Genomic DNA, 12,877 nt, shown 5'->3' on the forward strand with positions numbered 1-12,877 from the left:
GCTATTTAATCCTGTCCAAAAACTTATTGCTATAAATTTACTATTAGATTATAATATTGATTAACAAAAAAATTACGCTGTACATATAGTATTTATTATGTGCGGCGTAATCGTGCGCCTATTTTTAGCTTAATTAAGGTTTGCGCAGAAATGGAGTGAAATATGTTAAATAGCTTACAGGATAAATGTAATTTATTTGCGGATAACTATCAGACCTTACGTAAGAATTTTAAGTGGGATTATGCCATGATGCATTGTCTGGGAGCCCTTTTATATACGAATACAGGCCTGCCTGTGAACGTTCAGGCAATTAAACAGGCAAAAGAAATCATTAAAGAGAATACGGGACTGTTTTCTTCTTTTAAAGAAACTACATTTTTCCCATTGGCTGTTTTATTGTCCCTTGATTCGGAACCGGAGGCGTTGTTTAAACGCAGTTTTCGCATTTACGGTGAATTAAAGAAAGAAGGCTTTTACGGATCTCCTTATTTAACGTTAGCCGCATTTTCCATAGCAAAGCAGCCATATGTTATAGATAGTGAACCTGTCGTAAGAAGAGCAAAAGAATTTTATGATGCCATGAAGAAAAAACATAGATTTCTGACTTCAACAGATGATTACGGATATGCAGCCATGTTGTCATTAACGGATTTATCCGTGGATCAGGCGATCCGTGAAATGGAAACCTGTTATGAATATTTAAAGGATGATTTTGGTGCAAGCAACGTCCTCCAGTCATTAACCCATGTATTGACGTTAGGAGAAGAAGCGGCAGATATAAAATGCGGCCGTACCAAAAAGATTTATGACGAATTATCCCTTAAAGGTTGTAAATTAAGTAAATACAAAGAATTAGCTTCCTTGGGAATCTTAGTATTGATTACTGAGGATGTGGATAAGATAACTGAAGAAATAAAAGATGTGTATCAGGTATTAATTGAGAAAAAGGGATTCGGCAGATGGTCTATGACCAAACATGAAAGAGCCATGTATGCGGCTGCTTTAGTGGCTTCCGAATATATTACTGATATGCAGAAAAGTTCCATGACGTTAACGATTGCCAATAGTTTAACCAGTATTGTTATAGCACAGGAGACAGCCATGATTATTGCAGCTTCCAGTGCGGCAGGGGCAGCTGCGGCTTCCTCTTCAGGTTCGTCATAATCGGATACATGGTATAATAAGCGCTTTTTTCCGAAGTTTGAAAATCAGTTTAAATCATTATTGCAGATACCTAGGTTCTTTCATAACATACACAAGAATCAGAAAGGCAGAAAAAATGTACATTATAGTAGGATTAGGAAATCCAACCAGAGAATATCAGGCAACCAGGCATAACATTGGTTTTGATGTTATAACCCGTATATCGGATGATTATAATATTCCCTTGGATTTTAAAAAACATAAAGCAATATGCGGCAGGGGTTACATTGAAGGTGAGAAGGTTGTTCTGGCACAGCCACAGACATTTATGAATTTAAGCGGAGAAAGTGTCAGGGAACTGGTGGACTTTTATAAAGTAAAGCCCCAGGAAGTTATTGTTATTTACGATGATATCAGTCTGGATGCAGGACAACTCCGTCTTAGAGCCAAAGGAAGTGCCGGTGGGCATAATGGCATCAAAAGTATTATTAATCATCTGGGCACCCAGGAATTTCCAAGGATAAAAGTGGGCGTTGGAGATAAGCCGGCGGGATGGGACCTGGCTGATTATGTACTTTCCCGTTTTAAAGAGGAGGAGCAGCCTATCATACGGGATGCCATTAAGAAGTCCTCTGAGGCTGTAAAATCTATCATAAAAGATGGAATGGAATCAGCCATGAACATCTATAATAGAAAGTAATGGAGACAATTACTTAAATCCAAACAACCAGATTAAAGGAGGTAACAGTTTGAAGACCTTTACTACCCCTCTGAAGGAATTAAAAGAGTTTAATGACATAAAAGACAATTTAAAATTAAAAAACACACCGGTTCAGGTAACCGGCTGTATTGACTCGCAGAAATGTCATCTCATCAGCGGTTTAAGTGAAGGCTACCTGTGGAAGTTAATTATAACTTATAATGATATGAAAGCGAAAGAAATATACGAAGATTATAAGTTGTATGACAAAAATGTCTATTTGTATCCTGCTAAAGATATCATTTTTTACAGTGCAGATATTCATGGTAATGCAATCGTAAGAGACCGTCTGAAAATACTAAGACGTTTAATCGAAAAGGAGCCTGTTACGGTTATAACAACACTGGATGGTGGTATGGATAAAATACTTCCTCTCGACTTTATTAAGAAAAGAGTCATTACTTTAAAGGAAGCAGGAAACCTTGATTTAACTAAGTTACAGGCAGATTTAATCCATCTGGGTTATGAGCGGCAGGGACAGGTAGAAGGCCCGGAGAATTTGCGGTCAGGGGGGAATATTGGATATTTTTCCGCCCACGGAAGATTGTCCCTACCGCATTGAGCTATGGGGCGATGAGATTGACTCCATACGTTCCTTTGACATCAGCAGTCAAAGGTCCATTGAACGAATCGATAGTTTAAGAATTTATCCCGCAGCAGAAATGATATTAGATCAGAACAGAATGTTACTGGGAATTAAAAAAATCGATGATGAGAAAAAAGAATATGTAAAGAAGCTGAGAGAACAGAAGAAAACGGAAGAAGCTGCAAGAATTCAGGATATTATTGAAGAGTTTAAAGAAAATCTGGAGAGTTTCCAGGGTTCTGTTGGAATTGACAGCTATATTAAGTATTTTTATGATGATACGGTTTCTTTTTTGATTATTTTGACAGTGAAAATTCCGTGATTTATATCGATGAGCCCAGCAGGATACAGGAAAAAGGAGAAGCAGTAGAAACAGAATTCAGAGAAGGAATGATTGGAAGAATCGAAAAAGGCTATATTCTTCCCGGTCAGAGCGATGTAATCTATGGTTATAAGGAACTTTTGACAAATCTGAATCATAAGACAACACTTTTACTTAGTACCATGGACTATAAAGCAAACTTTTTTACCATAAAAGGAAGATGGGACTTTACCGTACGATCGGTAAATCCATATAATAATAACTTTGATATTCTGGTAAAAGATTTGCAGAAATGGAAAAAAAGCGGTTACCGCATCCTTTTATTATCCGTATCCAGAACCAGAGCGAACCGGCTCAGTGAAGATTTAAGGGATCATGACCTAAATGCCTTTTATAGTGAGGATATGGACAGGGTTATTCAAAAAGGCGAAATTATGGTTACCTACGGAAGTCTTCACCGTGGATTCGAATACCCCTTAATAAATTTAGTGGTTATTTCGGAAAGCGATATTTTCGGAGCTGAGAAGAAAAAAAAGAGAAAACTTAAGGAATATGACGGCAAAAAGATACAGAGTTTTACTGATTTAAATGTAGGTGATTATGTTGTTCATGAAAATCACGGTCTTGGAGTTTACCGTGGTATTGAGAAAATCGAAGTAGATAAGGTAATAAAAGACTATATTAAAATTGAATACGGCGGCGGTGGCGTGTTGTATATACTGGCAACAGGCCTTGATGTGATACAAAAATATGCAGGGGCGGATACCAAAAAGCCAAAGTTAAATAAGCTAAATTCGCCGGAATGGAAAAATACCAAAACCCGGGTGAAGGGTGCTGTTAAAGAAATTGCCAGGGAACTGGTTGAATTATATGCCACCCGCCAGGCGAAAGAGGGCTTTCAGTTTGGTTCTGATACCGTTTGGCAGAAAGAGTTTGAAGAAATGTTTCCCTATGAGGAGACAGACGACCAGCTTCGCGCGATTGAAGAAACCAAAAGTGATATGGAAAGTAAGAGAATTATGGATCGGTTGGTCTGCGGGGACGTTGGTTACGGCAAGACGGAGATAGCCATCCGTGCCGCTTTTAAGGCGGTTTCTGACGGCAAACAGGTGGTATTCTTAGTGCCTACCACCATATTAGCCCAACAGCATTATAATACCTTTGTGCAAAGGATGATGGATTTTCCCATTAGTATTGACATGTTGTCCCGGTTTAAGACGGCTGCCCAGCAGAAAGCGGTTATAGAACGGCTTAGAAAAGGGAACCTGGATATCTTAATCGGAACCCATCGGGTACTTTCAAAGGATATACAGTTTAAGAATCTTGGATTGTTAATTATTGATGAAGAACAACGCTTCGGGGTAACCCATAAAGAAAAGATCAAGCAGTTAAAAGGAGATGTGGATGTATTAACCCTTACAGCAACTCCCATTCCAAGAACTCTTCATATGAGTCTAATCGGTATCAGGGATATGAGTGTATTAAATGAACCTCCCGTAGACCGAATGCCGATTCAGACCTATGTGTTGGAACACAATGAAGAAATTATCCGCGAGGCCATTAACAGGGAATTGGCAAGGGACGGTCAGGTATATTACGTTTATAACCGGGTTAACGGTATCGATGAGGTAGCAGGAAAAATAGCGAGGCTGGTACCGGAAGCGAATGTATCCTTTGCCCATGGTCAGATGAGTGAAAGGGAACTGGAACGGATTATGTTTGATTTCATTAACGGAGAAATCGATGTTTTGGTATCTACCACGATAATTGAAACCGGGCTTGATATATCCAACGTAAATACTATGATTATTGATGACGCAGACCGCTTAGGTCTATCCCAGCTGTACCAGCTAAGAGGCCGGGTAGGGCGTTCCAACCGTACCGCTTATGCCTTTTTAATGTATAAAAGGGATAAGATGTTAAAGGAAGTGGCTGAGAAGAGGCTGCAGGCTATTAAAGAATTCACGGAATTAGGCTCCGGGTTTAAAATTGCCATGCGTGATTTGGAAATCCGCGGTGCCGGTAATTTATTGGGTGCCCAGCAGAGCGGTCATATGGAAGCGGTGGGTTATGATCTTTACTGTAAGATGTTAAATGATGCCATTCGTGCCATGAAAGGTGAGGTAAAAGAAGAAGAGACCTTTGATACTATGGTTGATATGGATATTGATGCATTTGTCCCAGCCACCTATATTAAAAGTGAATTCCAGAAGCTGGATGTATATAAGCGAATTGCGGAAATTGAAAATGAAGAAGAGTTACTGGATATGCAGGAGGAGTTATTGGACCGTTTCGGAGATATGCCAACCTCTGTAAATAATTTATTAAATATTGCTTATATTAAATCCATTTGCCATAGCGCTTCTGTTACCTCCCTGGTTTATCGGAATGAAGAAATTAAACTGGTTATGTATAATAAAGCAAAACTAAAGGTAGAGAAAATTCCGGAACTGATAGAGAAATATAAACCCTCCTTAAAGCTGGTACCGGAGGCAAATCCTTACTTTATTTATTCTTTAAAGAAACCTGGTAAGGCAGGTAAAATGGATGTAATAAGCTTATTTGAACATGTGAAAAATCTTCTGGGTGATTTAAAATTATTGTTAGAGGAAGAAAAATAATTTATAATATCAAAGAGATAAGTGAGACACAATATTGATTTACCAGGAAGAAAATACCGCAGTTGCGGATGAATAGGAGTTTCCATGAGAAAAAGGATAAAGAAATTAATCATTTTAAACTTACTGGCTGCTTTGGTTTTAACTTCAACAGCCTGTACTAAGAACACAGGGGAAAAACAAAAAGAAATACCAAATAATGCGGTAACTGCGGATAACGGTGATGGAAGTACGATAGAAGCAGATACGGTTACTGCAACTCCGGTAGACGAAGATACTTTAAAAAAAGTAGTTGTCAAAATCGGAAAAGACGAAGTAACTTACAGTGAAGCCATGATTTATTTCCAGTATATTAAGGCTCAATATGAATCCTATTTTGGTGACCAGATCTGGACCTATGATTTTAACGGACAAAGCTTTGGAGATATGGCAAAGCAGGAAATAATGAATATGATAGCACAGACGAAGATTGCCTGCGCTCAGGCGGAAAAGTATAAAACGGAAATCACGGAAGAAGACGAAGCTCAAATTAAGGAAAACGCACAGGCTCTGTTTGCCGGAATAACCGATGAAGATAAAACACGTTATGGCCTGACCCTGGAGCTTGTCCAGAAGTTTTACCGCGATAATATGATATATGAAAAAGTTTATGACGCATCCACCATGAATGTGGATACGGATGTTTCCGATGAAGACGCAAAACAGATAACCATTCAGCATATATTAGTACTTACAACAAAAACGGATACCGACGGTCAAAAGATTCCTATGACAGATAAAGAAAAGGAAAAAGCTTATAAGAAAGCAAAAGATTTATTAAAGCAGGCCAAAAAAACTGATAATTTCTATAATTTTGCTGAGGCAAATACGGAAGATTCCAATGTGGAATATACTTTTGGCAAGGGTGAAATGGTAAAAGAATTTGAAGATGCTGCTTTTGCTTTAAAGACCGGTGAATTCAGTAATATAGTGGAAACCGAATATGGTTATCATATCTTATACTGCGTAAGCGATTATAATGAAGATGCAACCTTGGAAAAAAAGAAGAAATCATTGCGAAAAGACAGGATGAAACCTTTAAGAAGCTATATGAAGATTGGGCGGCCGACTTTAAGATTGATATTAATGATAAGGTGTGGAACGAGATAAAGTTTGAATCCTCATCAAAGGATACTTCTTCGGAGAATACAAAAGATACAATAGAGAATACTGCTGAGACAAAGGATAATACAACAAACGGTGATTGAAAACATATGTTTTACAAATCTCAGTTCAGCCAGAAACCAATAATAAATACGAAAAGCTCCCTATAACCTATATTACAGGGAGCTTTTTCATTTACGTAAAAGCAAAGTGAGAATTTCAAGCTTGTTTGCAATAATTCGAATAGTACGCGAATTGGAGAAACTCGGTGTTTCTTCCGGTTTACGCAAATTTTGCATTTAACCCTATTGTTTTTACCAGCCAGATTACCATAAATGCGGTCACAATGCCAAAAACAGCACCTGCTAAAACATCGGTAGGATAATGGACGAATAAATACACTCTGGAAAAACCAATAAGACCGGCAAGCAGATAGGCGGGTATACCGGCATATTTACCGGCATGAAAAATAACGGTGGCAGCAGTAAAAGATGACATGGTATGCCCGGAAGGAAATGAATAAGAGCCAGGTTTATTGATCAGAAGTTTTATATCCGGAAAACGAATAAAAGGTCTGGCCCGCCCAAATATTTGTTTCAGAAGACCCTCACCCAGAACGCATTCGACGGATAAGGCAACAGTTAGTACAATTCCGCAGCATCTGGTTCTCTTATTAAGGAGAAGAAAAAAGGTTATAACAATCCAGATAAACCTGGAGTTACCTAAGGTGGTAATGGAAATCATAAACTTATCCATAAAAGGTGAGTGAAGATGATTTAATACATATAATAAAATTGCATCATCCAATTCCTGAATTATATTCAATTTAGTGCTCCTTTCACTTAAATTCTATTATAGGCAATTGCGAAACTATATAGTTTTCTGAATATACCATACAATTGATACGAATTTCAGAGCTTCAGTTGCCCTATGGGCAAAATTCAGCCCTGAAATTGTATTAATTGTATGGTATATAGATACAATATGTGAGTTTCGCAATTACCTAAAATTCTATTAGGATTTAAATTATGATTCATCAATTTGCACAGTTTTATTTCTTGATTACGTGATACAGAATTATAGTTCATTCGCATCATGCTCTCGCTTGGATGAAATACATAGTGGTACATAAGGTCCTAAAATACAGGACCTAAGTACCAACGACTTCATACAGTTGCTCATCGAACTATATTCAGTATCCCGCTAATGTAGAAGTGTAGATGTGCAAATTGACGAAAGTTAATTATTCGTATGGCTTTTGACAACCTAATCCTATCAGGCAAAACAGTATCGGTTTCATAGTAAACCATACATAATATTACTTTCGTAATGATCCAAAAATTTAATAATTATTATAGCATATTAAAACTCTATTAAAAAGATTCGTGCTTTAACTTTTTAATAGAATTCTAAGATAATACTAATGAATCTCAGATTGACAAAGGGTGACACTGGGTTTAATCTATCCATGTAAAAGTGAAATAACGATAGATGGGAGTTTAGTATTTCTCCTGAACATTACGGCCGATAAACGACATGTTGCGTAAGGCTTTTGTTAGGCAATAAATCATCTGCCGGAAGGTGATGTCGGAATGGGAGCTAGGTTGAAAGAAAATAAATAAAAGAAAGGATGCCGCATGAGATTATTTCAATCTGTGAAACTTGTTTCACATAGAAATTTGTTTCACATAGAAACTTGTTTCAAATTTTATAATGTGGCAGTAATACATCTGCCTGCAGATGTGTTATACAATGGGTGTTTAATATGATAGAAATAAAAAATCTGACTAAGGTTTATAAATTAACTAAAAAACAAATGGCAGAGCAAAAAACAAAGAAAAATATGAAAAAGGCAGTGGATGATATCAGCCTGACAGCGCGAAAAGGTGAAATATACGGTTTGCTCGGACCGAATGGAGCCGGTAAAACCACAACTCTGCGCCTTGTTGCCACATTATTAAAACCAACAGCCGGTGAAGTTACCGTATGTGGGTATGATACCATAAAAGAACCGGAAAATGTAAGAAAATCAATTTCATTTTTGACCAACGAAATAAAACTGGATCCTCAGTTTTCACCAAAGTATATGTTTAATTTCTTTGGCAGACTGCATGGCATGGATGAGAAAACAATAGAGAAAAGAAGAGAAATGTTATTTGATTATTTTGGAATTAAAGATTTTCAGGATAAAAAGATTGACGAATTATCAACGGGTATGAAACAAAAAGCATCCATTGCGGTAAGCCTTGCCCATGACCCGGAAGTAGTAATCTTTGATGAGCCTACCAATGGACTTGATATCGTGACGGCAAGAAGTGTTACCGATTACCTGAAATTACTCAAACAGGAAGGAAAACTGGTGATTGTTTCCACGCATATTATGTCCGAAGCAGAAAAACTCTGCGACCGTATTGGTATTATTATAAACGGTAAAAAAGTTATGGATGGAACACTTTCTGAGATTCTTACCTCTACGAAAACAAAAGATTTGGAAGATGCATTTTTTGAACTTTATAAAGAATATAACAAAGAGGAGGTTTCGTATGTTCGGAGCAAAACAAATTATTAAAAAGGAAATGACCAGAGTATTTACAGATAAAAAATTAATTATCAGTTTATTTATATTGCCTGCGGTTTTAATTATTGGTATCTATTACTTTCTGGGGCAAATGCAAACTGCCATGATGAATGATATTAATAAACATGTCTCCACGATCTACATCCAGAATGTTCCTGAGGATTTTAAAGATATAATTACTTCCTCCAAGCTGGAGGCAACGATAAAGTATCTGAAACCCGGTGCAGACTTAACAAAGGTAAAAGAGGGCATATTAAATGGTAATACGGACCTATTAGTAGTGTTTGAAGAGGATTTTTTAAACAAGGTAAATGCGTATAAGAAAAGTAATACGATTCCGGAAGTTAAAACTTATTATAACACTTCAGAAGACTATTCCAATGCTGCCAGAGAAAATTTTGTAAATGTTGTTTTAACTGCATATGAACAAAAACTTTTAAAGGAACGATTTGGAAATGTTAACCAACTGACTGTATTTCACACGGATGTGGATCCTTCAACCTCTGTGATTGTAGATGAGAAAAAAGCTACCGGAAAAATATTTGGGACCTTATTACCCTATTTAATTACATTTATGTTATTCCAGGGAGCCATGAGCCTTGGTATTGATGCCATCACTGGTGAAAAAGAGCGTGGAACCATGGCGAGCATGCTATTAACACCTTTAAAAAGGAGAGAAATCGTAGTAGGAAAATTAATCTCCATTTCCATCCTTGCAAGCCTTTCTGCGGCCGTATACGCAGTTTCCATGATAGCTGCCATGCCGGTTATGCTAAAAAACTTAGGTGAGGATTCCATGGAGGGATTAAGTCTGAAATTTTCAGCTATCCAGGCAGCGGAGCTCCTTGCTATCTTAATTGTTATGGTTTATTTGTATGTTTCGGTAGTAGCGCTTGCGGCCGTATTAGCAAAAACCGCAAAAGAAGCCGCAGCCTATGTAACGCCCATTCTGATTGTTGTAATTGTAGCAGGTATGGCTACCATGTTTTCCGGAAATGAAGAAAAAGCACTAAGTTCATTTGCAATTCCGGTTTACGGAAGTGCCATTTCCATACAAAACATTTTAGTGGGAGAATTGACTTTGCCTCAATTCGGTGCTACCATCGGCGGAACGCTGCTCCTTGCCGTTTTTCTAACCGTGTTAATTACCAGGGCGTTTAACAGTGAAAAAGTAATGTTTAATGCATAAATTTTAATTAATTAGATAATGGGAGTTAAAATGCATAATAAAACTGCTAAAAGTAATAATAAAAGAAATCTAAGATTAATATTAGAGTATGACGGAAGCGGTTATGCAGGCTGGCAAAGACTCAATAATACCAAAGGGAAAAGGTCCATTCAAAGTGTATTGGAGGATTGTATATCCGGTTATTTGGGAGAAGATATTAATGTAATCGGCTCCGGAAGAACGGATGCAGGTGTTCATGCTTTGGGGCAGGTTGCCAACTTTTATTGCACCTCAGGTATTTCAGCGGAGGATATGAAGAAAGAAATTAATACCTTACTGCCGGAGGATATTAAAGTGATAGATCTGATAGAAACGGACGGGGAATTTCACAGCCGTTATTCTGCCAAAGCTAAGACTTATGAGTACCGGATAAGTGTGAGCGATGTTAAGCCTGTATTTACCAGAAAGTATACTTTACATGTAACGGAAAGTCTTGATACGGATTCTATGGAGAAAGCTGCGGCTTATTTAACCGGTACTTTAGATTTTAAGGCATTTTCTACTGACAGAAAAGACGGTAAGTCTACGGTCAGAACAATAAAGAATATAAAAATATATAAAGTGGAAAATGCCAGATATAAAAAAAACTTGGAAGAAGTACGTATTGCCATAACCGGAGATGGATTTCTTTATAATATGGTCAGGATTATAACAGGCACCTTAATAGAAGTAGGACAGGGAAAAAGGAAACCGGAGGATGTACTTAACATACTTAAGGGAAAAGACAGGCAGCTGGCAGGAAAAACCGTAAATCCAGAAGGTTTATTCCTTTTGGAGGTAAGGTATTAAATCCATAAAATATAAAAATTTTACTTAAATTGCTTCTGAACGTATAAATTCTTCCTTTTGACAAACAATAATAACCATAAGTACCACATTATGATTATCATGCAAGATGGAGGAATAAAATATGAAAGCCACAGGAATCGTTAGGAGAATAGATGATCTGGGACGTGTTGTTGTCCCCAAAGAAATTCGGCGCACATTACGTATACGAGAAGGAGATCCGCTTGAAATTTTTACTGACAGAGAAGGAGAAATCATACTCAAGAAATATTCACCTATTGGAGAACTGGGATTATTTGCTAAGCAGTATGCTGATTCCCTGGCACAGACAACCGGGCACATTATTGCAATATCGGATAAAGATCAATTTGTTGCAGCATCCGGCAGTATGAAAAGGGAGCTGTTATCAAAATCCATTACACCTGAATTAGAACAGGCTATTAATGAAAGGGAGAATATTATAGCCTCCAAAGAGGATAAAAATTTTGTACGTATCGTTGCAGATGATGACACTGAGTATTCCTATCAGGTAATCTGGCCGATTATCAGTGAGGGTGATGCAATCGGATCTGTCGTTTTACTTTCCAAAGACCCGAAAGTAAAATTTGGTGAAGTCGAAAATAAGCTGGCAAGTACGGCTGCTTATTTCTTAGGAAGACAGATGGAACAATAATTTTAAATTTAATAATTATGAGGGTGTCCCAAAGTGATGATTTCTATCATGATTTTGAGGACATCCTTTTATGTTATTGAAATATGAAACCTAAAATGGTTTCGAACAAGTTAAGCAACTAAATTGAGTTGCAAATAGCAGGGAGAATAGGTATAATGAATAGGGAGGTGATGGAAATGCAGTTATATACTGCGTTAATTGCAGATGTTAAAAATTCAAAAACCTATGACATAACAGAAAGAAATAAAATTCAGTTATATATAAAAGATTGCATCGATGTCCTAAATTGTATTTTTAACCCCAAAATGGAACGCCTGGTGATATTCAGCGGCGGAGATGAGCTTCAAGGTTTGTTTTCAACGACGGTATCTGCATATTTATATTTACGATTATTATCTCTGCTTTTATTCCCGGTTCAGATTCGTGCCGGTTTAGGGGTTGGAGCCTGGACGGTTAAAGTAGAAAACGGAAGTTCCACAGAACAGGATGGACCGGCTTATCATTTTGCCCGTAAGGCAATAGAAGATGTTTATGGAATGCAGACACAAAGATACCGAATACAGGGGGAAAAGTCAGATTCTTTATTAAATGCCATTCTGAATGCATCTTACGATTTATGCACCCAGCAAAGTTACTTACAGAACTTTACCATGCTTCTTTTGGAGTATATGTATCCTTTTACTGATGAAACTAACATAAACGCGGATAAATTTAAAGCTCTAAAGAACTTAATAAAAGATAAATATGACAATGAGATCGGTTTGAAGGGCGGTAAAAGATTAAACTCCAAAAATACAAGACAAATTTACCGTATTAATGACGGTGAAATGAACGTCTCTGATAAGATATGGATATCCGAAACGGATAGAGAATTCGAAGATATGCTTTTAAAAAAAGGAATGGCAGCTAAAATATCCAGAGCCATTGGAACTACCAGGCAAAACGTTGATAAAATGATTAAAAACGGGAATATCATAGCAATAAGAAGTTTAGACTTAGCAGCAATAAAATATATTTTAAAAACTTATGAGGAGAATTAA

The 12,877-nt window shown here is 37.2% G+C and carries 9 protein-coding genes and 1 pseudogene; 9 read left to right on the plus strand and 1 reads right to left on the minus strand.

Translation table 11 applies throughout. The features are described 5' to 3' along the window. Positions 1 to 162: 162 nt before the first annotated feature. From Ana3638_RS06575 to Ana3638_RS06590, 4 genes and pseudogenes are all read left to right on the plus strand, one after another. On the plus strand, positions 163 to 1,164 hold the full coding sequence (locus Ana3638_RS06575) for a DUF4003 family protein (RefSeq protein WP_161837314.1): 1,002 nt from the start codon (positions 163 to 165) through the stop codon (positions 1,162 to 1,164). 115 nt (positions 1,165 to 1,279) lie between these two features. Continuing rightward, positions 1,280 to 1,843, plus strand: a complete 564-nt coding sequence (gene pth / locus Ana3638_RS06580; protein WP_161837315.1) for an aminoacyl-tRNA hydrolase — start codon at positions 1,280 to 1,282, stop codon at positions 1,841 to 1,843. 49 nt (positions 1,844 to 1,892) lie between these two features. After that, positions 1,893 to 5,432 (plus strand): annotated as a pseudogene (mfd, locus tag Ana3638_RS06585) (transcription-repair coupling factor). An 84-nt stretch (positions 5,433 to 5,516) separates the two neighbouring features. Then, complete coding sequence (locus tag Ana3638_RS06590; RefSeq protein WP_161837316.1) at positions 5,517 to 6,578, plus strand: peptidylprolyl isomerase; 1,062 nt, start codon at positions 5,517 to 5,519, stop codon at positions 6,576 to 6,578. A 276-nt stretch (positions 6,579 to 6,854) separates the two neighbouring features. Here the strand turns inward: Ana3638_RS06590 and Ana3638_RS06595 are convergent, their stop codons facing one another. After that, entirely contained in the window at positions 6,855 to 7,397 is a 543-nt protein-coding gene (locus tag Ana3638_RS06595; protein ID WP_202621574.1) for a phosphatase PAP2 family protein, read from the minus strand. A 940-nt stretch (positions 7,398 to 8,337) separates the two neighbouring features. Here Ana3638_RS06595 and Ana3638_RS06600 point away from each other — a divergent pair. The 5 genes from Ana3638_RS06600 (at position 8,338) to Ana3638_RS06620 (ending at position 12,877) form a co-directional block, all read left to right on the plus strand. Continuing rightward, a complete protein-coding gene (locus tag Ana3638_RS06600; protein ID WP_161837317.1) occupies positions 8,338 to 9,141 on the plus strand; it encodes an ABC transporter ATP-binding protein in 804 nt (267 codons plus the stop codon). Continuing rightward, positions 9,116 to 10,339, plus strand: a complete 1,224-nt coding sequence (locus tag Ana3638_RS06605) for an ABC transporter permease (RefSeq protein ID WP_161837318.1) — start codon at positions 9,116 to 9,118, stop codon at positions 10,337 to 10,339. Before Ana3638_RS06600 ends, Ana3638_RS06605 begins: the two co-directional genes overlap by 26 nt. A 30-nt stretch (positions 10,340 to 10,369) precedes the next feature. After that, positions 10,370 to 11,167: a tRNA pseudouridine(38-40) synthase TruA gene (gene truA, locus Ana3638_RS06610; protein WP_161837319.1), complete on the plus strand. Its 798-nt coding sequence runs from the start codon at positions 10,370 to 10,372 to the stop codon at positions 11,165 to 11,167. Between the two features lie 121 nt (positions 11,168 to 11,288). After that, the gene (spoVT, locus tag Ana3638_RS06615) at positions 11,289 to 11,837 is read left to right on the plus strand and encodes a stage V sporulation protein T (protein ID WP_161837320.1); all 549 of its coding nucleotides are present in this window, start codon (positions 11,289 to 11,291) and stop codon (positions 11,835 to 11,837) included. 176 nt (positions 11,838 to 12,013) lie between these two features. Further along, positions 12,014 to 12,877, plus strand: coding sequence for a SatD family protein (locus Ana3638_RS06620; protein WP_161837321.1), 864 nt, complete (start codon positions 12,014 to 12,016; stop codon positions 12,875 to 12,877).

Origin of the sequence: Anaerocolumna sedimenticola (assembly GCF_009931695.1) — a bacterium.
Taxonomy (GTDB): Bacteria; Bacillota; Clostridia; order Lachnospirales; family Lachnospiraceae; genus Anaerocolumna; species Anaerocolumna sedimenticola.

Excerpts from the sequence above, each read along its gene's own strand:
- Ana3638_RS06575 (WP_161837314.1), top strand. The coding sequence starts at position 163 with ATGTTAAATAGCTTACAGGATAAATGTAATTTATTTGCGGATAACTAT.
- pth (WP_161837315.1), top strand. The coding sequence starts at position 1,280 with ATGTACATTATAGTAGGATTAGGAAATCCAACCAGAGAATATCAGGCA.
- Ana3638_RS06590 (WP_161837316.1), top strand. The coding sequence starts at position 5,517 with ATGAGAAAAAGGATAAAGAAATTAATCATTTTAAACTTACTGGCTGCT.
- Ana3638_RS06600 (WP_161837317.1), top strand. The coding sequence starts at position 8,338 with ATGATAGAAATAAAAAATCTGACTAAGGTTTATAAATTAACTAAAAAA.
- Ana3638_RS06605 (WP_161837318.1), top strand. The coding sequence starts at position 9,116 with ATGTTCGGAGCAAAACAAATTATTAAAAAGGAAATGACCAGAGTATTT.
- truA (WP_161837319.1), top strand. The coding sequence starts at position 10,370 with ATGCATAATAAAACTGCTAAAAGTAATAATAAAAGAAATCTAAGATTA.
- spoVT (WP_161837320.1), top strand. The coding sequence starts at position 11,289 with ATGAAAGCCACAGGAATCGTTAGGAGAATAGATGATCTGGGACGTGTT.
- Ana3638_RS06620 (WP_161837321.1), top strand. The coding sequence starts at position 12,014 with ATGCAGTTATATACTGCGTTAATTGCAGATGTTAAAAATTCAAAAACC.